Genomic DNA, 24,333 nt, shown 5'->3' with positions numbered 1-24,333 from the left:
AAAAGACTTGAATACAATTGTAGGGACATATGAGTGTAAAGTTGATGCTAAAGGGCGGGTAATGATGCCAGCTCCTTTGAAAAAGCAGCTAACTAGCTCTCTTCAAGACGGTTTTGTTTTGAAGCGCTCTGTGTTTCAATCTTGTTTGGAGTTGTATCCAATGGAAGAATGGAATTTGATGATGGCAAAAATCAATAAGCTGAATCGTTTTGTAAAGAAGAATAATGACTTTATCAGACGTTTTACAGCAGGTGTTAAGATGGTCGAGGTAGATTCACTTGGACGATTATTAGTTCCAAAAGATTTGGTTGTTTTTGCTAATATTTCTAAAGATGTTGTTTTTTCATCAGCAGTGAATATTGTGGAGATTTGGGACAAGGATTTGTATGAGCAATCAATCAATGGGGAAGATATTGATTTTGCAGATTTAGCAGAAGATGTAATGGGAAATTTAAATGACGACGACAATGGAATATCATAATCCAGTTTTATTGCACGAATCAGTGGACGGCCTAGATATAAAACCTGACGGGGTTTATGTAGATGTGACTTTTGGTGGTGGTGGACATTCAAGAGAGATTCTGAGAAGGTTAGGACCAAACGGAAAATTGTTTGCGTTCGATCAAGATGAAGATGCATTGGCAAATGCAATAGACGACAGTCGTTTTGTTTTGATTAATGAAAATTTCCGTTTTATAAAACGGTTTTTGCGTTTTTATGGAGCAAAGTCTGTTGATGGCATTTTAGGAGACCTAGGTGTTTCTTCTCATCAATTTGATGTAGCAGAAAGAGGTTTTTCTACACGTTTTGATGCGGATTTGGATATGAGAATGAGTCAAAAAAATGATTTGAGTGCTTATAAGGTGGTCAATGAATACGATGACGCTAATTTGAGAAGAGTTTTTTATGATTATGGCGAATTAAAAAATGCTCCTGCTTTGTCTAGAACTATTATAGAAGCAAGAACAAATCGCCCTATAAAAACTACTGATGAGTTAAAAGAAGTTTTGGCTAAATATTTACCTGAAAAGGTTCGAAATAAAGTTTTGGCTCAAATTTATCAAGCTATACGTATTGAGGTAAATCAAGAAATGGATGTTTTAAAAGAGTTTTTAGAGCAATCATTAGAAGTGTTGAAGCCAGGTGGAAGGTTGAGTGTGATTTCGTATCATTCCTTAGAAGATCGATTGGTAAAACGTTTTATGAAAAATGGATTGTTTGAAGGGGAGCCTGAACGTGATTTCTTTGGCAATTTCTCGGTTCCGTTCAAGTCAGTTGGGAAATTAATTATTCCCGATGCCGCTGAGATAAAAGAAAACAATAGAGCGCGCTCTGCTAAATTAAGAATCGCTGAAAAAAAGTAATCTCGTCTAAAGATGAAAAACGGAATCTACAGTTTATTAAAGGCTAAATTTCTTATCGATGATGATGCGATAAAAAATTGGCGTTTTATCGTTTTTTTGATTGTGTTGGGTATTATAATGATTGCAAACACGCAGCGTTATGAGCAAAAAGTATTCAGAATTGCTGCTCTTACAAGTGAAGTTAAGGAATTACGTTCTGAGTTTGTAGACAGACGTTCTCAATTGATGAAACTAAGAATGGAGTCAACTGTTTCTGCTAAAATGATGGATAGAGCTATTTATCCTTCAACGGTGCCTCCAGTAAAAATTAAGGTTAAAAAAGAAGAAGAAAAAAGTTTTTTCAAAAGAATATGGCAATAGAGGAAAAATACATATCCTATAGAATGTACCTAGTGGCATTTGTTATCTTTTTGATGGCGATTGCTATTGCTGTGAAATTAACCAATATTCAGTGGGTAGAGGGGGAATATTATCGAAGCTTGGCTAAAGAGAGAACTGTTCGAAATTTTGTTATTCCAGCCAATAAAGGAAATATCTATTCATCTGATGGAAGTTTACTAGCGACCTCTATTCCCAATTATGAAATTCGTTTTGATGCATTGGCACCAAAAGCAGAGGTTTTTGAAAAGAATGTAGCGGCCTTGTCTGATTCGTTAGCTTCCGTTTTAGGGAAACCAAGTGGTTATTTTCAAAATGAACTTCGAAGAGCTAGAGCCACAAATAACAGGTATTATTTGATTTCACGTGATTTGAGTTATACACAATATATTCAAATTAAGAATTTCCCACTATTTAAGTTGGGTGCTTATAAAGGCGGGATCATTGTGGAGCAAAAAACTGTTAGAGAGCATCCTATTGGGAAAATAGCCGAACGCACCATTGGTTATGAAAGAAAAATAGGTGAGGGAACTTATGACGGTAAAGGGATTGAATGGGCTTATAGAGATTATCTAAATGGGAAAGACGGGAAGATCTTAAAGCAAAAAATAGCAAAAGGACAGTGGAAACCCATTCGCGATGTCAATGAAGTGGATCCACAAGATGGTTATGATGTAATTTCAACAATTGATGTTTACATTCAGGATATTGCACATCATGCTTTGTTGAAACAACTCCAAGAATATGAAGCAGATCATGGTTGTGTTGTTGTGATGGAAACCAAAACAGGTGCTGTACGAGCCATTTCTAATCTAGGGCGAGCAACGGATGGTACTTATTATGAAACAACTAATTATGCTGTGGCTGAATCTCATGAGCCTGGATCGACGTTTAAATTGGTTGATTTGATGGCTTTGCTAGAAGATAAGATTGCCGATACAAGTTCTGTATATGATAGTAAAGGTGGTGAAATCAGGTATTCTGGTAAAGCGGTAAGAGATTCACACAAAGGAGGGTATGGTAAGATTTCATTAGCTAGAGGATTTGAGCTTTCCTCAAATACAGTAATGGTGCAGGCTGTTTATGAAGGTTATAAAGACAATCCATCACGTTTTGTAAATCATGTGAATTCTTATGGATTGAATAAGAAATTGAATATGGATTTTAAAGGGGAAGGAAGGCCATACATTCCACAGCCTTCAAGTAAACGATGGTCTAATATTTCTTTGCCTTGGATGGCTTTTGGTTATGGAGTTTCGGTGACACCAATGCAAACTTTGGCTTATTATAATGCGGTTGCAAATAATGGAGTGATGGTCAAGCCACATTTCGTTTCAGAAATCAAAGAGTGGAATAAAACCATTAAAAAAGTGGAGACTGAAGTCATTAATCCGAAGATATGTTCACAGGAAACAATTTTAAAACTAAAAGAAGTTTTGAAAAATGTGGTCAAAAAAGGAACAGGTTCTAAGTTGTACACCAAAGAGTTTTCGATGGCCGGAAAAACAGGAACTGCTCAAGTAAATTATAGTAAAGATGGCGGAGCAGGAAAGTATTATGCTTCCTCATTTGTGGGTTTCTTTCCTGTGGATCAGCCCAAGTATTCTTGTATAGTAGTAGTGCATAAACCTAGTACAGTGAATAATAATTATTACGGTGCTGATGTTGCAGGTCCTGTTTTTAAGAGAATAGCACAGAAAATTTTTACTGATGTGCCTTCCACAAATGAAATTAAAAACATCAATAAGAAAATCGAAAAACAGGAGAATAGTTATAATAAATATTTTGCAATGCTTCAAAAACAACAAGTTAGAATTCCAAATGTAAAAGGAATGCCAGGTATGGATGCTATTGCATTGTTAGAGAATTTAGGACTTAAAGTTAAGGCTAAAGGTTTAGGAAAGGTCAAAACCCAGTCGCTGCAAGCAGGACAAGATATAATTAAAAATACAGCCATCACCCTAGAATTAATGTAGATTGTAGACCTTCCAAGGTTTTGGAATAAATGAAACTAAAATGAGTAAACTTTTAAAAGACATATTATATAAGGTAGCCATTGAATCTATAAAAGGTTCTACGGATATTACTGTCAATAAGTTAGAATTTGATTCCAGAAAATTAGAACCTAACGATGTTTTTGTTGCTATTCGAGGAACTATAGCTGATGGTCATGATTTTATTCAGAAAGCAATTGATTTAGGTGCTATCGCTATTGTTTGCGATACCTTACCAGAGAATGTAAAGTCTGGGATTACCTATATACAAGTAGAGGATACCAATAAAGCCTTGGCATTTATGGCTGCTAATTATTTCGATAACCCTTCTAGAGATTTGAAGTTGGTTGGGATTACCGGAACAAATGGAAAAACTACAATTGCCTCTTTGTTGTTTCAGTTGTTTCAAAAAGCAGGTTTTAAAGTGGGATTGATTTCTACTGTTAAAATTGTAGTAGATGAAGTAGAATATAAAGCAACGCACACAACTCCAGATTCTATCACAATCAATCATTATTTAGAAGAAATGAGAACGGTGGGAGTTCAATATTGTTTTATGGAGGTAAGTTCTCATGGAATTCATCAGAAAAGAACCGAAGCATTGCATTTTACTGGAGGTGTATTTACAAATCTTTCTCACGATCATTTGGATTATCACGCAACTTTTGCAGAATATAGAGATGTTAAAAAAGCGTTTTTTGATCATTTGCCTGCTACGGCCTTTTCGATTACCAATATTGATGATAAGAATGGAGCAGTAATGTTACAAAATACGGCTTCCAAAAAATGTACTTATGCTTTGAAATCCTATGCAGATTATAGAGCACAAATTCTAGAAAATCAGTTGTCAGGTTTATTATTGAAAATAAACGACAATGAGGTTTGGGTAAAACTAATTGGGACTTTCAATGCATATAATTTATTAGCAATTTATGGAACCGCCATTGAATTAGGAATGGATAGCTTGGAGGCATTGCGACTATTATCTGATTTAGAAAGTGTTTCGGGGCGTTTTCAATTTATTGTTTCTAAAGGGAATATTACAGCGATAGTCGACTATGCTCATACACCTGATGCTTTAGAAAATGTATTGAAAACCATCAATGACATAAGAACGAAAAATGAACAATTGATTACCGTTGTAGGTTGTGGTGGAAATCGTGATAAAGCAAAACGTCCTATTATGGCTGGTATCGCTACTGAGATGTGTGATAAAGTTGTTTTGACTTCAGATAATCCAAGAAATGAGGATCCCGAAACAATCATCCATGAAATGGAAAAAGGAGTCGCGGCTCAAAATTATAAAAAGGTTTTAGCGATTACCGATAGAAAACAAGCGATTAAAACAGCCTGTCAATTAGCAGTTGCGAATGATATTATATTGATTGCAGGAAAGGGGCATGAAACGTATCAAGAGATTAATGGTGTCCGTCATGATTTTGATGATATGAAAACAGTAAAAGAAATATTAGAACAATTAGGTAAATAATATTCAAAAAGGAGTTTTGAAATTATAATGAACCATTCAACGATCTAGACTATGCTATACTATTTATTTGATTATTTAAACAAGATACAAGATGTTTCTGGAACTGGAGTTTTTCAGTACATCAGTTTTCGATCAGCACTCGCGTTCATAGTATCGCTTTTGTTGTCTACAATTTATGGTAAAAGAATTATACTTTTTTTACAAAGGCAACAAGTAGGTGAAACCGTACGTGAGCTAGGATTGGCCGGACAAAATGAAAAAGCAGGGACTCCTACTATGGGAGGTCTGATTATCATTTTTGCAACCTTGCTGCCTGTATTGTTGTTTGCGAAACTTCATAATATCTATGTTATTCTATTAATAGTAACTACGTTATGGATGGGGACAATTGGTTTTATTGACGATTATATCAAAATTTTCAAAAAAGATAAAGAAGGTTTAAAAGGTATTTTCAAAGTTTTTGGACAAGTTGGTTTAGGACTAATAGTAGGTTATGTTTTATATTTTAGTCCCGATGTCACTGTACGTACGGATACTAGTAAACGCGATGTATTTAAATTAACTACTGAAGCTACAATTTATCCAGCTGGAGTGGAGGAAAAATCAACAGCAACCACAATTCCTTTTTTTAAAAATAATGAATTTGACTATGCTGAAGTTTTGGCTTGGACAGGAGAAGGTTATGAAAAATGGGCCTGGTTGGTTTTTATTCCAGTGGTCATTTTTATCATTACTGCCGTTTCTAATGGAGCCAATTTAACCGATGGAATTGATGGTCTTGCCGCGGGAACATCTGCCATTTCAGTTCTCGCTTTAGGGATATTTACTTTTCTTTCAGGAAATATTATTTTTTCTAATTATTTGAACATTATGTACATCCCTAACTCGGGGGAAATGACGGTTTTTATTTCAGCATTTGTGGGTGCTTTAATTGGATTTCTTTGGTACAACTCTTATCCAGCTTCGGTATTTATGGGAGATACTGGTAGTTTAACTATAGGTGGAATTATTGCTGTTTTGGCAATTGCTGTTCGTAAAGAAATGCTAATTCCTTTATTGTGTGGGATTTTCTTAGTTGAAAATTTATCAGTGGTTTTACAAGTGAGTTACTTTAAGTATACTAAGAAGCGATTTGGCGAAGGCCGAAGAATATTTTTGATGTCGCCTTTGCATCATCATTATCAAAAGAAAGGTTACCACGAGAGTAAAATTGTCACTCGTTTTTGGGTTGTTGCCATCTTATTAGCGATTCTTTCTATTGTTACATTAAAACTGAGATAAGATGAGGTTAGTAGTTTTAGGAGGAGGAGAAAGTGGTGTAGGAACCGCTATTTTAGGAAAGAAAAAAGGATACGATGTTTTTGTTTCTGATTTTGGAAAAATAAAAGAAAAGTATAAGCAAGTTCTTAATGATAATGAAATTGAATGGGAAGATGAAAAGCATACGGAGGATTTAGTACTCAATGCTGATGTGGTGATGAAGAGTCCTGGGATTCCAGATAAAGCACCCATTGTTAAGAAAATGATTGCCAAAGGGATTTCGGTAATTTCAGAAATAGAGTTTACAGACCAATTTACAGATGCCGTTACAATTGGGATTACGGGTAGTAATGGGAAGACCACAACTACGATGTTAACCTATCATTTGCTAAAATCAGCTGGTCTGAACGTAGGATTAGGTGGGAATATTGGAAAGAGTTTTGCATGGCAAGTGGCTGACGAAAACTATGATTCCTACGTCTTGGAGTTAAGTAGTTTTCAATTGGATGGAATTATTAATTATAAGCCACATATCGCAATTATAACCAACATCAGTCCAGATCATTTAGATCGGTATGATTATAAATATGAAAATTATATAGCTGCTAAGTTTAGAATTACGATGAATCAAACCGAAGAGGATTATTTGATTTATGATGCAGATGATGAAGCAATAGCAAACTGGTTACAAAACAATAAAACAAAAGCAAAACTAATTCCTTTCTCGTTGTCACAAACATTTGAAGAAGGAGCCTTTATACAAAACAACATTATGGAAATAACAATCAACCAAGACGAATTTAAAATGGAAACTGAAACTATTGCTTTAGAAGGTAAACATAACATGAAGAATGTAATGGCAGCGACTTCTGTAGCTAAATTGATGCAAGTAAGAAAAGCTACAATTCGTGAGAGTTTGTCAAATTTTCAAGGGGTTGAACACCGTTTAGAAAAAGTGTTGAAGATTCAAAATGTACAGTACATTAATGACTCGAAAGCGACAAATGTAAATGCAGCTTTTTTTGCTTTGGACAGTATGAATACTCCAACGGTTTGGATTGTAGGAGGTGTTGACAAAGGGAATGACTATAATGAGTTGATGTCTTTAGTGCGTGAAAAAGTAAAAGCAATCATCTGTTTGGGTGTTGATAATAAAAAAATTATTGATGCATTTGGAAATGTGGTGGATATGATGGTAGAAGTTACTTCTATGAGAGAAGCCGTTATTATGGCGCAACGTTTGAGTGAAAAAGGAGATACTGTATTATTATCACCTGCTTGTGCAAGTTTTGATTTGTTCGAAAGTTATGAAGACCGAGGAAATCAGTTCAAGCAAGCTGTTCAGAATTTGTAAAAAAAATCAGGATTAAGGAATTAGGTTTTAACGCAAGAATCCTAGATCCAAAATCCAAAATCATAAATTAAAAATGAAACAACTGATAAGTAAATTAAAGGGAGATAAAGGAATTTGGTCCTTTGTGGCTTTATTGGCTTTGTTTTCATTTATGCCAGTTTTTAGCGCTAGTAGCAACTTGGCTTATCTAGGTCATGGTACTGGAAATACTTTGAGTTATTTATTGAAGCATTTGGGGCATGTAATATGTGGGTTTTGGATTATTTATGCTATTCATAGAATACCTTATCAATATTTCAGGTCATTTTCTAGATTGTTACTTCCTGTTATTTGGGTAGTTTTGGCAATTACTATGATTAAAGGAACTGTTATTGGCGGTGCCAATGCTAGTAGATGGTTGCAAATCCCTTTTATCGGTATTTCATTCCAGCCTTCCGCTTTAGCTGCATTGGTGTTGTATATTTATGTAGCACGTTATTTGTCAAAAACTAGAGAAAATCCAATTGTTTTTGTAGAGTCGTTTAAGGAACTATGGTTGCCAGTATTTATAACCTTAATGTTTATTTTACCATCTAATTTCTCTACAACTGCATTGATTTTTTCCATGATAGTTATGTTAGTTTTCGTGGGGAAATATCCTTTGAAATATTTGAGTTATATCATCGGGATGGGTATTGTTTCTTTGGCATTCTTTTGGACTTTGTCAAAAGCATTTCCTGATTCAAAGTTCTTTAGCCGTGTGAATACTTGGGAGAGTAGAATTGAAAGTTTTGCTACAGATAAACCTGATGAAGATGATTATCAAATAGAGAAAGCCAAAATAGCCATTGCATCTGGAAAAATTTATGGTTTAGGTCCTGGGAAAAGTGTGCAAAAGAACTTTTTGCCGCAATCTTCCTCTGATTTTATTTATGCCATTATTGTTGAAGAGTATGGACTAGTTGGAGGTTTTGGAGTGCTTATTTTATATCTCTTGTTGCTTTTTAGATTTATAGTAGCTTCTCATAAAGCCAATACAACTTTTGGAAAATTAGTAGTGATAGGATTAGGGTTTCCAATGATTTTTCAAGCAATGATCAATATGGCTGTAGCGGTAGAGTTATTACCTGTAACGGGGCAAACTTTACCATTAATAAGTAGCGGGGGTACTTCTATATGGATGACTTGTATTGCCTTGGGTATTATAATTGGAGTGACTAAAAAAGAAGAAGAAATTGAGCAAGAACAAAAAGAAGCTGCTAGAAGAGAGGAAGCTTTGCAAAAGTTAATTGATGAACAATTGTTAGCTGACGAAAAGTTTGATGCAGCTAGTGGTGGTTATTCAATAGAGGATAAAGTTTCAAATCCGATGCATGCTGTTTTAAATAAATAAGATCAAATTTTAATAAAATGAAGCCAAAAAAATTCATACTAAGTGGGGGTGGAACTGGAGGACATATCTATCCAGCGATTGCTATTGCTAATGAATTGAAGTCTCGATTTCCTGATGCAGAGTTTCTATTTGTAGGTGCTCAAGACAAAATGGAGATGCAAAAAGTTCCGCAAGCGGGCTACGCTATTGAAGGTTTGTGGATTGCTGGTTTACAAAGAAAATTGACTTTACAAAATTTGATGTTTCCGTTTAAGTTGGTAGATAGTTTACTTAAATCTAGAAAAATAATTAAAAAGTTTAAACCAGATGTGGTGATTGGGACAGGTGGCTTTGCTAGCGGGCCGTTATTACAAATGGCAAACATGTTGGGGATTCCAACAGTAATACAAGAACAAAATTCTTTTCCGGGGATTACAAATAAAATTTTAAGTAAAAAGGCAGATGTCATTTGTGTAGCATATGAAAATTTAGAGCGATTTTTTCCAAAAGAAAAAATGCTATTAACAGGGAACCCTGTTCGACAAGATTTGATTGCTATTGACAACAAGAGAGAAGAGGCTGTTCAGTATTTTCAATTAGACCCCAATAAAAAAACATTACTAATTCTTGGCGGTAGTTTAGGAGCTAGAAGAGTAAATCAGTTAATTGAAAAAGAACTAGAGGCAATTGTATCTCAAAATGTTCAGGTCATCTGGCAATGTGGAAAATTATATTTTGAAGATTATAAAAAGTACAACTCTAAACTTGTACAAGTAGTGGCGTTTATTGAGAGGATGGATTTGGTTTATGCAGCAGCAGATGTTATTATTTCTAGAGCTGGTGCATCATCGGTATCTGAATTATGTATTGTGGGCAAACCAGTAATTTTTATTCCGTCTCCTAATGTTGCAGAGGACCATCAAACTAAAAATGCCAAAGCAATAGTGGATAAAAAAGGTGCTTTGATGTTGAAAGAGTATGAATTAGACGAACTTTTTGCAGTTGTTTTTGAATCTCTATTAAAAGATGAAGGTAAAAGAGCACAACTAAGTGAAAATATAAAAGAATTGGCAATGCCAAATGCTACGAAAATGATTGTAGATAAAATAGAAACATTAATAAAGTAACAAAAAATCAAAAGTCAAAAATCAATTTCAAAAGTCAAAAATGAAAGGCAATTGAAATTTGAATTTTGTAATTGAGTTTTGAAATTGAAACAGGATATGAATTTAAATCAAATACATAACGTCTTTTTTATTGGTATTGGCGGCATCGGGATGAGTGCTTTGGCTCGTTATTTTAAGTATATCGGTAAGAATGTTTCGGGTTATGATAAGACACCTACTCAATTAACTTCGGAGTTGATTGAAAATGGAATTGAAATTCATTTTGAAGACCGAATTGATTTAATCCCCGAGGATTATTTTGTGGAAAACACCTTGGTAATCATTACTCCAGCAGTGCCAAAAGCACATTCACAATGGAATTATTTCTTGGAACGAAAATATCATGTTAGAAAAAGAGCAGAAGTTTTAGGTATTATTACTAAAGATACCTTTTGTTTTGCAGTTGCAGGAACACATGGTAAGACTACAACTTCAAGTATTTTAGGTCATATTTTACATGATAGTGGTGCTGATGTTACGGCTTTTATAGGTGGGATTGTAGAGAATTATAATTCTAACTTAATAGGAAGTGGAAAAACGGTAACTGTTGTTGAAGCAGATGAGTTTGATCGTTCCTTCTTGCATTTGCATCCTAATATTGCTTGTGTAACTTCAATGGATGCAGATCATTTGGATATTTATGGAACAAGTGATGAAATAGAAAAGTCGTTTGTTGAGTTTGCAGATAAAATTGAAGATAAAAGTCGTTTGATTGTTACGAAGGAATTGCCTTTAGAGGGGGTAACGGTTGCAGTAGACGAAGAGGCAGTATACAGTGCAATTAATGTACGAATTGAAAATAGTAGTTACGTATTTGATATCCAAAGTCCAAAAGGAGTGATGAGTAATTTTCGTTTTGGATTACCTGGAAGGCATAATTTAATGAATGCTTTAATGGCTGTTGCTATGGCGGATATATATGGCACCCCAACCGACGCAATTGCAATGGCCTTGGCATCATTTAAAGGAATCAGAAGGAGATTTTCATACCAAATTAAAACTGATGATTTGGTGTATATTGATGATTATGCACATCATCCTACAGAAATTAATGCGGTGCATCAAGCGGTAAGGGAATTGTATCCTGGGAAGAAAGTATTGGCTATTTTTCAACCTCATTTGTTTAGCAGAACAAATGATTTTGTAGATGATTTTGCTAAAAGTTTGTCTGCTTTTGATGAAACTATTTTAATGGAAATTTATCCAGCACGAGAACTGCCGATGCAGGGTGTAACTTCAACTTGGTTGATGAGTAAAATGGAATCCAAAAATAAAAAACTGGTTTCAAAAGAAAATTTGATTGATTCTATTTTAGAAAGTGATGCGCCTATTATTGTAACTATTGGTGCAGGTGATATTGGAGAATTAGTAGGAACGATAAAACAAGTATTAAATGAAAAAAATAATTAACTGGGCAAATATTAGATTGATTCTGATTTTTGTAATCCTTATTTCTCTTTTTTCTTTTACTTCTAATCGAAATAGTAATCGAAAATTAAAGAAATCTGTGGTTGTTTTTATGGGAGATAACTCTCTTTTTGTGAAAAGAGAAACGGTTAATAAATTGTTAATAGAAAATAAGACTAATGCTTCAAGCATTGAAAAAGATAAATTAGATTTGAATAAGCTAGAAAACACCCTAGATTCAAATGAGATGATTGAAAAGTCAGATGTGTTTGTGAGCATCGATGGTGTGTTAAAAGCAGTGGTCAAACAAAAGACCCCAATTGCAAGGGTTTTCGTGGGGGATAGTTCTTTTTATATTGGGTATGAGGGAAGTAAAATGCCTCTGTCGGATAATTTTACAGCTAGAGTTCCACTTGTTTCTGGTTCATTCAACGAAAGAAATAGGGAGAAATTAACCGACTTATGTCGCATTATTTATGATGATGATTTTTTGAAAAAAAACATCACTGCGATTCAAATAATGCCGAACGGAAGCTTAAAAATGCACAATAGAGATTTTAATTATCAAATAGATTTTGGTAGTATCATAAAAGTTGAAGATAAATTTAGGAATTATAAGGCTTTTTATCAAAAAGCCATTTTAGATAGTTCTTTGTATCATTACAAGAGGATAGATCTTCGATTTACACAACAAGTAGTTTGCACTAAATAATAGATTAATGGAAAAAGAGAACATTGCAGTAGGTCTAGATATTGGGACGACCAAGATTGTTGCCATGATAGGTAAAAAGAACGAGTATGGAAAACTCGAAATTTTAGGAGTAGGAAAATCTAAAAGTTTAGGTGTAGCGCGCGGTGTGGTGAATAACATTACACAAACCATACAGTCTATACAACAAGCAGTACAAGACGCTGAAGATAGTTCAGGGTACAAGATTAAAGATGTAGTTGTGGGTATTGCAGGACAACACATCCGTAGTATTCAACATACTGATTATATCAGTAGAAACAATCCTGAAGAGGTAATTGGCGGTGCCGATATCCAAATGTTGATTGATCAGGTGAATAAATTGGCAATGTTGCCAGGAGAAGAGATTATTCACGTATTGCCACAAGAATTTAAGATTGATGGGCAATCTGAAATCAAAGAACCTATAGGAATGTACGGTGGAAGACTAGAATCTAGTTTTCACGTGGTAGTAGGACAAGCTTCTTCTATTCGTAATGTAGGCCGTTGTATTCAAAGTTCTGGTATAGAATTATCTGGTTTGACTCTAGAACCTCTAGCATCTTCAGATGCAGTATTGAGTCAAGAGGAAAAAGAAGCAGGAGTAGCTTTAATTGATATCGGTGGAGGAACAACAGATTTAGCTATTTTCAAGGATGGGATTATTCGCCACACAGCGGTTATACCGTTTGGTGGAAATGTGATTTCTGATGATATCAAAGAAGGTTGTTCAATTATTGAAAAACAAGCCGAGTTATTAAAAGTGAAATTTGGTTCCGCTTGGCCAGGTGAGAATAAAGACAACGAGATTGTTTCGATTCCTGGATTAAGAGGTAGGGAGCCTAAAGAAATTTCGCTGAAGAATTTGTCAAAAATTATTCACGCGAGAGTAGTGGAAATTATTGAGCAAGTGTTTACTGAAATCAAAGCCTATGGTCATGAAGATCCTCGCAAAAAATTAATTGCGGGAATTGTACTTACAGGTGGTGGAGCACAATTGAAACACATCAAACAATTGGTGGAATACATCACCGGAATGGATACTAGGATAGGTTACCCTAATGAACATTTAGCTGGTGATTCTGACCAAGAATTTTCTAGTCCTTTATATGCAACAGCAGTTGGATTGGTGATGAATAGTATTGAGAATAAAACGCAAAGTGCAGTTCGAGTTGAAGAGTTGGTAGCGCCAAAAACAGTATTTCATCGGGAACCGGCTCCTGTTAAAGATCAGTATGAGAAAGTAGCTGTAGAGAATGAAGTGGAGGAGCGTGTGATTGCCAGTCCAAAGAAAGAAGAGTCTACAGGTGACAAGATCAAGAGAACGTTTTTTGATCGATATGTAGACAAGATTAAAGATTTTTTAGATAATGCAGAATAATTTTTTGTCTAAAAAAAATAACGAAATAGTATTAATATCAAAAACCAAATAAAATGATGAGCAACTCAGAATTTGGAAGTATTTCATTTGATTTACCAAAAAATCAATCAAATGTGATAAAAGTTATAGGTGTAGGTGGAGGTGGTAGTAATGCCATTAATCACATGTTTAAACAAGGAATCAAAGGTGTAGATTTCATTGTTTGTAATACTGATTCACAGGCATTGCAAAACAGTGGAGTTCCTAACAAGATTCAATTAGGTGTAAACCTGACTGAAGGACTTGGTGCTGGTGCAAATCCTGATGTAGGTCAGCAATCCGCAATTGAAAGTATTGCTGATATCGAAAAAATGTTAGACCGTAATACTAAGATGGTTTTTATCACCGCTGGTATGGGAGGAGGTACAGGTACAGGTGCTGCGCCGGTTATTGCTCAATTAGCCAAAGAAAGAGAAATTTTAACTGTTGGAATTGTAACACTTCCTTTTTCTTTTGAAGGGAAAGTGCGTCAAGAACAAGCTTTAATAGGTATTGAGAAATTACGTAAGCAAGTAGATTCTTTGATTGTTATCAATAATAACAAATTAAGAGAAGTGTACGGTAATCTTGGTTTCAAAGCTGGATTCTCTAAGGCTGATGAAGTCTTAGCTACTGCTTCTAGAGGAATTGCCGAAGTAATTACGCATCACTATACTCAAAATATCGATTTACGCGATGCTAAAACGGTATTGTCAAATAGCGGAACAGCTATCATGGGATCTGCTATTGCTGAAGGGCAAAACAGAGCTAAGGAAGCGATTGTTTCTGCTCTAGATTCTCCATTATTAAATGATAATAAAATTACAGGTGCCAAAAACGTATTGTTGCTCATCGTTTCTGGCTCTAATGAAATCACTTTAGATGAAATTGGTGAAATTAATGACCATATCCAAACTGAAGCTGGTTTTAATGCTAATATTATTATGGGAGTTGGTGAAGATGAAACACTTGGTGATGCCATTGCTGTTACTATTATCGCAACGGGATTTGATATTGAACAACAAAACGGAATTGTAAATACAGAACCAAAAAAGATTATCCATACACTTGAAGACGAACAAAAAAGTGTGTACAATTTATCTCAAAATACAGTAGCTAGTTTTGATTTAACTACAGATGTTCCTGTAGCAAATAAAGAAGAAGAAAAAAGAGTTGTCTTTGAATTAATTGAAGACGAAGTGACTCCAAAGCCTATTGCGGTTTTAGAGCCAGTAGCTGAACCTGTTGCTGCTCCAGTTGTGACTCCATCGGCAGAAAATGATGACTTAGTGGTAATGTCTGAATTTATTAAAAATTTAGATGTGACTTTTGAAATCGTTTCGCCAATGAAAGATATTGAGTATAATTTTTCTACCACTAAGGCTGAACAAGCTAGAACTTTTCAAGAGCCTAAAGCAATCGAAAAACAAGAGCAAACTAGTTTTACTTTTGATTTGCCATTAGAGAAAAAAGTAGAACCTGTTGCAAAAGTGGAAGAGAACACGGTTTTTGAATTGACTAATGAAACTCGTGATATTAAAGTAAATCAGCCAGTACAGTTCGTGCCTGTGACAGAATTGTCAGAGAACGGAATTATTAAGTATTCTCTAGAAGAATATATGGAGGCCGAAAACGAATTGTTAAATTCTAAGCCTGCTGCAAAAGTAGTAGAAGAAGTAATTCCAGAAGAGTTGAATATCACTATGAAACAAGTGGATTTCTCTCAGAAAGAAGAGCCAAAATTCGAAGATATTTCTCCAATGGAAATGACTATCGAGGAAACGCTTAGAATGAGAGCTGATGAAAGAAGAAAAAAATTAAAAGAATTCAACTATAAGTTTCATAATAATGTTTCCAAAGTAGAAGAATACGAGAAAGAACCAGCGTATAAAAGACTAGGGATAGATATTTCTAATCAACAAACGAACAACGCTACTTCAAGAATGTCGGTTGGCATGGATAGTAATAACGATGTTCAATTGCGTTCTAATAATTCTTTTTTACACGATAACGTAGATTAACTTTCATATACTAAATAAAAGCTAACCCGAAAATTCAATTTAATTTTCGGGTTATTTTTTTTATCTTCGCACCACTGTTTTTCTGAAGAATATTTTAGGGCCTTATCCAGCTGTTCGTTACAAGATTTTATCGCAAAATGGTTTTTTCTTAGTCTTTAAAAGAGCTTCCTTCGGTCGCTTTTTAAATCCTAGAAAAAAATCCATTTGCTCTCAAAATGCTTTTCACTTCCATCTGGGGCACTCATAACTTTTTGGTAAAATAGAACATTTATACATCATTTAAAAACATCAATAGATATGAGTTTAGCAGTCAAAATCATGGACGAAATTAAAACTGCCATGAGAGCCAAAGATACCGTTGCTTTAGAAGCATTAAGAGCAATCAAATCAGAGTTATTATTAGCGCAAACCGCTTCAGGTTCCAAAGAAGAAATTTCAGCTGATGAGGAAATTAAATTACTACAACGTCTAGTGAAAACTAGAAAAGAAAGTGCTAGAATTTATACAGAGCAAAATCGCGCTGACCTAGCAGAGCCAGAATTAGCACAGGTTGCCGTAATTGAAAAATTTTTACCAGCACAACTAAGTGAGGCTGAAATTGAAGAAATCATTGCTAAAATCATAGCTGATTCAGGTGCTTCAGGAATTGCTTCCATGGGTAAAGTAATGGGGTTAGCTTCAGCACAATTAGGAGGAACTGCTGAAGGAAAAACTATTTCTACTATAGTTAAGAAACTTTTAGTTTAAAGATACAAAGTGCTGGTGATTTAGATTGTGAGTTCAAAGGTTTTTAAATCAAAAATCAATAATTTCCAATCGGTAATCAGCAATCTATTGGCTGCGTAGTTCAACTGGATAGAATATCAGATTTCGGCTCTGAGGGTTGGGGGTTCGAACCCCTCCGCAGTCACAAAAAATAAGGTAAGGATAACAAAAAAGAGTTAAAAGTTTTTTGTTATCCTTTTTTTGTGGAATTTGTTTTGTAAATTTATATTTAACTAATTGGTAATTAGTTTTTTAAGAATAAAATAAAAATGATGAAAAAGCAAGTTCCAGTATCTTCTATAATGACCAAAAATATTGTAAAGTTAAATCTAACCGATGATTTGTCTAAGGCTGAAACCTTGTTTAAAAGTAATAAGATTAGACATATTCCTGTTGTCAATAATTGCAAAATTGTTGGAATGTTAAGTTTGAATGATTTGTTGCGGGTTTCTTGTACTGAAGCAGATGATGAAGCCGATTTGGATTTAGAATCAGTGGTTTATAATATGTTTTCGATTAAACAAGCAATGACTAAAAATGTAGTGACTATTAAACATTACACCACTATTAAAGATGCTGCTACAATATTAGTGCAAAATGATTTTCATGCATTACCAGTTTGTGATGGAGAAAATTTAGTAGGGATTCTTACTACTACTGATGTAATAAAGTACTTGTTAGATCAATATGAAATAGAATGAAAAATAATATGAAATTTAGAATAAATGGGCGCTAAAGAAGCGTCTATTTTTTTATCTTGGCTTTTGGTAGTAAAGTATTCTATTTGAGGTGTTTTTTAAAGTAATTTGACGCAAAGCTAAGGATGGGTAGTAACGAACTTTTACAAATTATTATACTGGCAATCTGTGTCACTCCTTTTTTGATAGCACTTTTATTTAGAGTAATAGAGCCATTTTATATGTTTGTTTTTAATAAACCACTGTATCTCTATTGGTATCCATTTCCTAAAAGTATATCCAATAAACAGCGATTGATTTTGGAAAATAATTTTCCGTTTTATGATAGACTTTCTTTAAAAAAGAAAAAATATTTTGAACATAGGTTGAAAGGCTTTTTAAACAGATATCTATTTATAGGAAAAGATATCCAGATAACCGATGAAATGAGAATCCTAATTGGAGCTACTTATGTCATGTTGACCTTTGGGTTACGTAAATACTTCACGGGGCTGTTTTCTAGAATTATCATTTATCCTTCAGCATATTATTCTTCAGTGAATAGTAGTTATCATAAAGGGGAGTTTAATCCTAAAATGAAATCAGTTGTTTTTTCCTGGAAGATTTTATTTTGGGACATAGTATTCAAAATGATAATATCAATCTGGGTCTACATGAATTTGCTCATGTCTTACATTTTCATTGTTTAAGAAGTGATGAAATAAGTGCAGCTGCTTTTCAAGATGGATTTGTAGAAGTGATGAAATATTTTAAAGAAGAGCAACTCAATGCTAAATTGGTTCAAAAAGGATATTTTCGCTTGTATGCATATCAAAATCAATTTGAGTTTTTAGCTGTGATTTTAGAACATTTTTTTGAAACACCTGATAAATTTAAAAAAGCCCATCCTGAATTATATCATAGCGTTCTTGTGATGCTAAACTTTGAAGCAATTGATTTGAGTTGCTAATTGAGTGTGATTAATGTTGTAGTTTTTCGAAAATTAGAGGTTAAAAGGAAGTGGATAACGATTAGAAGATAAAAGGATAATATGAATAAAAAGATACGTTCCAAAACTTGAAATTGAAACAAAAGCCTAATACCCATACTTATCTTTCCAGCGGTTTTTCAAAAATTCTCTAGTTGTATTTTCTCGAGAATTATGACCAGGATTATATAAAACGGTTTCTGATAATTCAGTTGGTAAATATTCTTGCGGTTCAAAATTATTGGCATAATCATGTGAGTATTTATAGTCGTCACCATAGCCTAATTCTTTCATTAATTTGGTAGGTGCATTACGCAAATGAATAGGAACCGATAAATCCCCCGTTTGTTTTACCAGTTGCTGTGCATGATTTATAGCCATATAACTGGCGTTACTTTTAGGAGAAGTTGCTAAATAAACGGCGCATTGGCTTAATATAATGCGGCTTTCAGGGTAACCAATAGTTGTTACAGCTTGAAAAGTATTATTGGCCATAATCAGTGCAGTAGGGTTAGCATTACCTATATCTTCACTAGCAGCAATGAGCATGCGTCTAGCAATAAATTTTACATCTTCACCACCTTCAATCATACGTGCCAACCAATAAACCGCTCCGTTAGGATCGCTTCCGCGAATTGATTTAATAAAGGCAGAAACAATGTCATAGTGTTGTTCGCCACTTTTGTCATACAAAACCGTATTTTGTTGTACTAATTCTAAAACACGGTCGTTTGTGATTGTAATTTGGTCTCCAGCAGAGGCATTTACGACTAGTTCAAAAATATTTAGTAGTTTGCGTCCATCACCGCCTGAAAGTCGCATCAAGGCCTCTGTTTCAGCTAATTCTATTTTTTTAGTCTGTAAATAAGTATCAGTTTTTAGCGCTCTCACTAATAAGGACTCTAAGTCTTCCTTGGTAAACGGATTTAATATATACACCTGACAACGTGAAAGTAAAGCAGGAATGACTTCAAAACTAGGGTTTTCAGTAGTTGCTCCTATCAATGTAATCCAGCCTTTTTCTACCGCCGCTAGTAAGGAATCTTGCTGTGATTTGCTAAAACGGTGAATTTCATCAATAAATAAAATCGGGTTTTTGGTTGTGAACAAACCACCACTTTGCTTGGCTTTGTCAATGACCTCTCGAATATCTTTTACGCCAGAATTAATGGCGCTTAAAACATAAAAGGGACGCTTAGATTCTTGAGCAATAATTTGGGCCAAAGTTGTTTTCCCTGTACCAGGAGGTCCCCATAAAAGTAATGAGGGGATAATTCCTCTCGCTATTTGTTGTGTCAAAGAGCCATTCGGACCCACAAGGTGTGCTTGACTGATGTACTCTTCTAGTGACTGTGGACGTATGCGTTCTGCTAAGGGTGCTTCCATTGTTTTTAAATCTAAAATCAGAATTCGGTACCTGAGTGCTCCATTCGAACTGGTGAAGCAATCAAAAATCTGAAATCATTTCGACAAAAATAATCAATCTATTTTTAATTAGGAGCTATTTCCTTTATCAGTTCGGTTGCCCTCATATGAAACGCTGCGCTATATCTTCTCCATAATAAAACAAGAAAAAGAACGCTTCCGATGCTTTTGGATTAACTGAGCTAAAAAGAAGATCGTGATATCAATTATAAATCAATTGAAAAATATAATTTGTTCCTTGAGAGGATATGACAAAATTGCATTAAATTGCTTTTGGATACATTATTGAGTCTGGTGTTGTAAAATCACATATATGGACAATCATTTTAAATATACAAATAGGGTCTGGGGCTTGCCACTTTTTTTTGTGCTTTCACTTTGGGTAGTGTATTGGCTCCAAATTCGTTTTGATTTCGACTTCATAGAAAACGGAATTTACCCAAGGACCTTTTCGGGTTTACAAGGTGTGGTTTTTAGTCCTTTTGTCCATTCAGACTTGAGTCATTTGTACAATAATTCACTTCCATTGTTAGTGTTATTAGCTGCTTTGCAATTTTTTTATGCCAAAGAATCCTTTTCAGTTATAGTTTTTGGAATCTTGTTCTCAGGATTAGGAACGTGGATGATTGGTCGCTCTAGTTATCATATAGGAGCCAGCGGATTAATATATGTGTTGTTTAGTTTTATTTTTTTCAAAGGAATTCGTACCAAATATTATCGTTTGGTAGCTTTGTCGCTAACCGTTATTTTAATTTATGGTGGAATGGTATGGTATGTTTTTCCAAAAGTAGATGAAGTTGTGTCTTGGGAAGGTCATTTAGCTGGCTTCATTACAGGTTTAGTATTGGCATTTTCTAAAAAATCATCCGAATACCAAAAACCTATTAAGTATGATTGGGAGCATCCAGATTACAATCCATCAGAAGATAAATTTATGCAACGTTTTGATGAAAACGGAAATTTTGTCAACCTCCCAATTCCTGAACCAGAAACGGAAGATTATTTTTATTCAGATTGGAATGTGAACTATGAAATTACCGAAAACAAAAAAAACGAATCAGAACCGGAGTCTTAATTCGTTTTATATTTTTTAGACCTAGAATTTTAAATCCTAAATCCTCAGTCGTAAATCCCCAATTTTTTATTGTCTTTGTCTCACCGCTTCATATAAAAAAGCACCACAAGCTACAGATACGTTCAAGGAGCCGATGGTTCCAAACATAGGTAACTTTGCTTTTTCATCTACAATTTTAAGTACCGAAGGGTTTACTCCACGATCTTCAGAACCCATGATGATAGCGGTTCCTTCTTTTAATGAAATATCAAATATATTTTGGTCTGTTTTCTCCGTTGCAGCTACCGTTTTGATGCCGCTAGCCTGTAGTAAGAATATAGCATCTTTAATATGTTCTACTTTACAAATCGGAATGTTAAATACAGCACCAGCTGATGTTTTTACTGTGTCTCCATTAACAGGTGCAGAACCTGATTTTTGAATGATAATTCCATTGACACCTGTACATTCAGCGGTACGGATAATTGCTCCAAAATTTCTAGCGTCGGATACTTGATCCAATACTAAAAATAGTGGTGTTTTTCCGTTTTCAATAACGGTGTCAATTAAATTTTCTAAATCAAAAAAAGAAATAGGAGAGATGCTCGCTACAGCACCTTGGTGGTTGTTTGGGGTTAATCGATTCAATTTTTCAACTGGCACGTAGGAGAAATTAATGTTTCCACGTTTCATCACCTTCATCAAGTCTTTCATCAATTCGCCTGAAGCTTCTTTCTGAATATATACTTTATCTACTGTTGCTCCTGATTGAATCGCTTCGATGATTGCTCTAATCCCAAATATTTGATGTTCTTTTTCCATGGCGCAAATATATAAAAAAATCCATCCTTTTTGGGAGGATGGACTTTTTTAAAAATAGCTCGTTTTTATAAAGTTAAATCAGGCCAGTTTGTATTGTCTGTTCTTGTTAAGGTGGTGTCGCCAAATTCTCCATAGGAGGTTTCCCAATGAAAAGAAAGTTTGTTTCCGTTAACTACTAAATTCGTCATAGTAAAACTGTCACCATATTGGTTTGTACCTTTAAAAGAAATCTTGTTACAGATGTCTTGTAGTTGTACTCCTGTTGCTGTTTCACCATACAAGTAATCATATCCTCCAAAAGTTCCATCTGAGATTTCATAGATACCTCCAGATTTATCTGTAAAAGTAACTGATCCAGTATAATTGTCGGTTGTGAAAAAGACTCCATCTCCAATATTTGTAGTACTATAGGAGTAAGTTCCTGCTAAAAAGGAAGGACAAGACACCAAAAATGTTTGACCTACACTATATTGTACAGAGTTCGAGACGTCTGAACCAAAATTAGGTTCACCATTGTCATCGTAAATTTTGTAAACCTTTCCGTTTTTCAATGTGACATTTGCAGAAATAATAAGCTTGTCACCAATTTTAAAATCTTCTTTTGTATTGAGTACGGAGAACGCACTGATAATATCTTGTGCGGTAAAACTCAAAGTTAGAGGAAACGTAGTCTGATTTGCTTTTAAAATACTCTTATAAGTAGTATTTCCTTGTGTGTAAAAACCAACGATATCCATAGAACTAATGTCTCCATAAGCAACCGCAACGCTTAGTTCTAAATTTATAGGTTGATTGTTATTTAAATCTACTAAATTGATAAAACTGTCAGAGGTTGCTGTTTTTTGGATATTAGGAATAGCTGCTCTATCAATAGCTATTTTTGAGTCTCCACCATCATTCTCGCAAGCTATCAATAGCATGGAGAACATAATAATTTTGAATGTATATATAATATTTTTCATGTTTTTATTTTTTAGTCAACGTCCCAAAAGATTTTGTAGGTTGCTGGATTCTTTTGTTGAGGTGAATTTCTATTAACGTTTAGCTCACTTTGTGGCCAAAAGAAGGATACTTGGTACGGACTGTTCAGAACTGTTTGCGAGTCAATTAATGGGAAACCGTCACCATTGTCTAGTTGGTATTCTCTAGTTGTTGAATTTGGATTAGCCAAAATTGGGTATCCTGTTCTTCTGTAATCATTGTATTGATCCAATGGGTCTCCATAGGTAGCTATCCACTTTTGAGTCATAATAATCTCCAGTTTTTTGGATGCTGATGCCGAATTGTATTCCGTCATGATATTATCAATATAGGTGTTTACGGCTGATGAACCCACAAGCACAGGGATTACTTGAGTAGATTTGTTGTTTTTGACAACTTGATCAACTTTAGCAAAACTGGCTTCTATCGCTTCTTTTAATTTTGCACCGGGATTTCCTGAAAGTTTTGTTGCATGCATCAATTCAGCTTCTATGTATAGAAATTCATCGTAGGTTAGTATGCGATGAGGAGCGATTCCTGTGGCCGTGGTAGAACTCATTATGCCGCCTTGGCCATCATCATATCTTCCCCCTGCAGGAAAGATTCCAGGGTAAGTATATGAGTTTTCGGCACTACTGTCTTTGTATGGGCCTACACTTCCAAAACGGATACTGAAAAAGCCTGTTTTGCTATCCCAATAATCTGCTTTTGGATTGTTGGTGTCTTTGTCACCTTGATCAGGAGGTAATACGCCTGATTTTAATTGGTTGAAAAAATAGTAAGGAATTCTTGGGTCAGGATTTCCATTATGAATGTTAGGATTCATTCCCATTAATATTTCGTAAAACCATGGACTTTGATAAGCTTCAAATTGAGTACTGTTGTAGGATTGATAAAAATACCTGTTTCTTTCGTCACTAGGGGCTACATTTGCAGTATGAGTAAATTGGAAGTCATCAGCATTAGAAGTAAAAAAGTTATTTTCTAAAACAAGAGCATCAAAACCTAGCTGATCAAAATCATTAGTCAATCGAGTTTGATTGTATAATTTAAGTTTAAAAGTATTGGCAAACCTAATCCATTTGGCAGTGTCACCTCCGTAGAATAAATCATCTTTACCTGGTTTTTTAGCTGTTTGGGCACTTCCAAGGTTTGTTTTGGCTGTTTCTATTAAATTGAAAACCGATTTATAAATTTCTTTTTGATTGTCAAATTTTGGACTAATGATATTGTTTTTTAATTGTGTAGCTTCTGAGTAAGGAACATCTCCCCATAAATCAACAGCACAAGCGATTAAATAAGCTTTTTGCATTTGTGCAATTCCTAGGTATGCTAAATTTCCAGATGCCTCTGATTGTTGAATCAGGGTTTCAATATCAGTTAACGTCAGGTAAACAGTTCCCCAGTCATTTGATAAGAAGATATTATCGGGTTTGTTGTTGTACTGATCGTGATCTTCCCTAGTGGTCATTTGATGGGTATATACTTCTAAGACGCTTCCTGAGTAAATATCAAAATCGCCTACTTTACTTAGGTTGACTTGGGTTTTAGTCAGTAAAAGATCAAGTGGAGCTGTTTTAGGGTTGTCGGTATCAGTATTTACATCTAAGTAATCGCTGCAACCTACAGTAAATAATAATGTTCCTAAAAACACGATCATTTTATAAAATAGATTCTTTTTGTTTATTAAAAGTTTCATGATGTTATGTGT

General features: G+C 34.6%; 22 protein-coding genes and 1 tRNA gene. 19 read left to right on the top strand and 4 right to left on the bottom strand.

Features of this window, described 5'->3' with window-relative positions:
- Positions 1-7: 7 nt before the first annotated feature.
- From mraZ to ACNH59_RS02940, 18 genes are all read left to right on the top strand, one after another.
- Positions 8-481: a division/cell wall cluster transcriptional repressor MraZ gene (mraZ, locus tag ACNH59_RS03025; RefSeq protein ID WP_418263964.1), complete on the top strand. Its 474-nt coding sequence runs from the start codon at positions 8-10 to the stop codon at positions 479-481.
- Positions 456-1,364: a 16S rRNA (cytosine(1402)-N(4))-methyltransferase RsmH gene (rsmH, locus tag ACNH59_RS03020; RefSeq protein WP_418263963.1), complete on the top strand. Its 909-nt coding sequence runs from the start codon at positions 456-458 to the stop codon at positions 1,362-1,364. Before mraZ ends, rsmH begins: the two co-directional genes overlap by 26 nt.
- A gap of 12 nt (positions 1,365-1,376) precedes the next feature.
- Positions 1,377-1,724 carry an FtsL-like putative cell division protein gene (locus tag ACNH59_RS03015; RefSeq protein WP_418263962.1) on the top strand — a complete coding sequence of 116 codons (348 nt, stop codon included), beginning with the start codon at positions 1,377-1,379 and terminating at the stop codon, positions 1,722-1,724.
- Positions 1,715-3,718, top strand: a complete 2,004-nt coding sequence (locus ACNH59_RS03010) for a penicillin-binding protein (RefSeq protein ID WP_418263961.1) — start codon at positions 1,715-1,717, stop codon at positions 3,716-3,718. Before ACNH59_RS03015 ends, ACNH59_RS03010 begins: the two co-directional genes overlap by 10 nt.
- A gap of 40 nt (positions 3,719-3,758) precedes the next feature.
- Complete coding sequence (locus ACNH59_RS03005; protein WP_418263960.1) at positions 3,759-5,225, top strand: UDP-N-acetylmuramoyl-L-alanyl-D-glutamate--2,6-diaminopimelate ligase; 1,467 nt, start codon at positions 3,759-3,761, stop codon at positions 5,223-5,225.
- Positions 5,226-5,276: 51 nt separating this feature from the next.
- Positions 5,277-6,506, top strand: a complete 1,230-nt coding sequence (mraY, locus tag ACNH59_RS03000; protein ID WP_418263959.1) for a phospho-N-acetylmuramoyl-pentapeptide-transferase — start codon at positions 5,277-5,279, stop codon at positions 6,504-6,506.
- A 1-nt stretch (position 6,507) separates the two neighbouring features.
- Positions 6,508-7,839 carry a UDP-N-acetylmuramoyl-L-alanine--D-glutamate ligase gene (murD, locus tag ACNH59_RS02995; protein WP_418263958.1) on the top strand — a complete coding sequence of 444 codons (1,332 nt, stop codon included), beginning with the start codon at positions 6,508-6,510 and terminating at the stop codon, positions 7,837-7,839.
- A 73-nt stretch (positions 7,840-7,912) separates the two neighbouring features.
- A complete protein-coding gene (locus ACNH59_RS02990) occupies positions 7,913-9,211 on the top strand; it encodes an FtsW/RodA/SpoVE family cell cycle protein (protein WP_418263957.1) in 1,299 nt (432 codons plus the stop codon).
- A 17-nt stretch (positions 9,212-9,228) separates the two neighbouring features.
- Complete coding sequence (gene murG / locus ACNH59_RS02985; RefSeq protein ID WP_418263956.1) at positions 9,229-10,317, top strand: undecaprenyldiphospho-muramoylpentapeptide beta-N-acetylglucosaminyltransferase; 1,089 nt, start codon at positions 9,229-9,231, stop codon at positions 10,315-10,317.
- Positions 10,318-10,413: 96 nt separating this feature from the next.
- On the top strand, positions 10,414-11,766 hold the full coding sequence (gene murC / locus ACNH59_RS02980) for a UDP-N-acetylmuramate--L-alanine ligase (protein ID WP_418263955.1): 1,353 nt from the start codon (positions 10,414-10,416) through the stop codon (positions 11,764-11,766).
- Positions 11,750-12,475 carry a cell division protein FtsQ/DivIB gene (locus ACNH59_RS02975; protein WP_418263954.1) on the top strand — a complete coding sequence of 242 codons (726 nt, stop codon included), beginning with the start codon at positions 11,750-11,752 and terminating at the stop codon, positions 12,473-12,475. The genes murC and ACNH59_RS02975 overlap by 17 nt, the downstream gene beginning before the upstream one ends.
- A 7-nt stretch (positions 12,476-12,482) precedes the next feature.
- Positions 12,483-13,871, top strand: a complete 1,389-nt coding sequence (ftsA, locus tag ACNH59_RS02970; protein ID WP_418263953.1) for a cell division protein FtsA — start codon at positions 12,483-12,485, stop codon at positions 13,869-13,871.
- Between the two features lie 53 nt (positions 13,872-13,924).
- On the top strand, positions 13,925-15,910 hold the full coding sequence (gene ftsZ, locus ACNH59_RS02965; RefSeq protein WP_418263952.1) for a cell division protein FtsZ: 1,986 nt from the start codon (positions 13,925-13,927) through the stop codon (positions 15,908-15,910).
- Positions 15,911-16,207: 297 nt separating this feature from the next.
- Positions 16,208-16,657, top strand: coding sequence for a GatB/YqeY domain-containing protein (locus tag ACNH59_RS02960; protein WP_418263951.1), 450 nt, complete (start codon positions 16,208-16,210; stop codon positions 16,655-16,657).
- A gap of 89 nt (positions 16,658-16,746) precedes the next feature.
- Positions 16,747-16,820, top strand: a tRNA-Arg gene (locus tag ACNH59_RS02955).
- 127 nt (positions 16,821-16,947) lie between these two features.
- Complete coding sequence (locus ACNH59_RS02950) at positions 16,948-17,376, top strand: CBS domain-containing protein (protein WP_418264869.1); 429 nt, start codon at positions 16,948-16,950, stop codon at positions 17,374-17,376.
- Between the two features lie 122 nt (positions 17,377-17,498).
- Positions 17,499-18,062: a zinc-dependent peptidase gene (locus ACNH59_RS02945; protein ID WP_418263950.1), complete on the top strand. Its 564-nt coding sequence runs from the start codon at positions 17,499-17,501 to the stop codon at positions 18,060-18,062.
- The gene (locus ACNH59_RS02940) at positions 17,984-18,322 is read left to right on the top strand and encodes a zinc-dependent peptidase (protein WP_418263949.1); all 339 of its coding nucleotides are present in this window, start codon (positions 17,984-17,986) and stop codon (positions 18,320-18,322) included. Before ACNH59_RS02945 ends, ACNH59_RS02940 begins: the two co-directional genes overlap by 79 nt.
- Positions 18,323-18,448: 126 nt before the next feature.
- Here the strand turns inward: ACNH59_RS02940 and ACNH59_RS02935 are convergent, their stop codons facing one another.
- Positions 18,449-19,726: a replication-associated recombination protein A gene (locus ACNH59_RS02935; protein WP_418263948.1), complete on the bottom strand. Its 1,278-nt coding sequence runs from the start codon at positions 19,724-19,726 to the stop codon at positions 18,449-18,451.
- Between the two features lie 352 nt (positions 19,727-20,078).
- Between ACNH59_RS02935 and ACNH59_RS02930 the strand changes: the two genes are divergently transcribed.
- Positions 20,079-20,840: a rhomboid family intramembrane serine protease gene (locus ACNH59_RS02930; protein WP_418263947.1), complete on the top strand. Its 762-nt coding sequence runs from the start codon at positions 20,079-20,081 to the stop codon at positions 20,838-20,840.
- Between the two features lie 66 nt (positions 20,841-20,906).
- Here ACNH59_RS02930 and rlmB read toward each other — a convergent pair whose 3' ends face one another.
- The 3 genes from rlmB to ACNH59_RS02915 form a co-directional block, all read right to left on the bottom strand.
- Positions 20,907-21,641 carry a 23S rRNA (guanosine(2251)-2'-O)-methyltransferase RlmB gene (gene rlmB, locus ACNH59_RS02925; protein ID WP_418263946.1) on the bottom strand — a complete coding sequence of 245 codons (735 nt, stop codon included), beginning with the start codon at positions 21,639-21,641 and terminating at the stop codon, positions 20,907-20,909.
- Between the two features lie 65 nt (positions 21,642-21,706).
- Entirely contained in the window at positions 21,707-22,603 is an 897-nt protein-coding gene (locus ACNH59_RS02920) for a hypothetical protein (RefSeq protein ID WP_418263945.1), read from the bottom strand.
- A gap of 11 nt (positions 22,604-22,614) precedes the next feature.
- On the bottom strand, positions 22,615-24,321 hold the full coding sequence (locus ACNH59_RS02915) for a SusD/RagB family nutrient-binding outer membrane lipoprotein (RefSeq protein WP_418263944.1): 1,707 nt from the start codon (positions 24,319-24,321) through the stop codon (positions 22,615-22,617).
- Positions 24,322-24,333: the final 12 nt, after the last annotated feature.

The organism is Flavobacterium faecale, from assembly GCF_048320115.1.
GTDB lineage: Bacteria > Bacteroidota > Bacteroidia > Flavobacteriales > Flavobacteriaceae > Flavobacterium > Flavobacterium faecale_A.
This window is presented reverse-complemented; position numbering and strand designations above follow the sequence as displayed.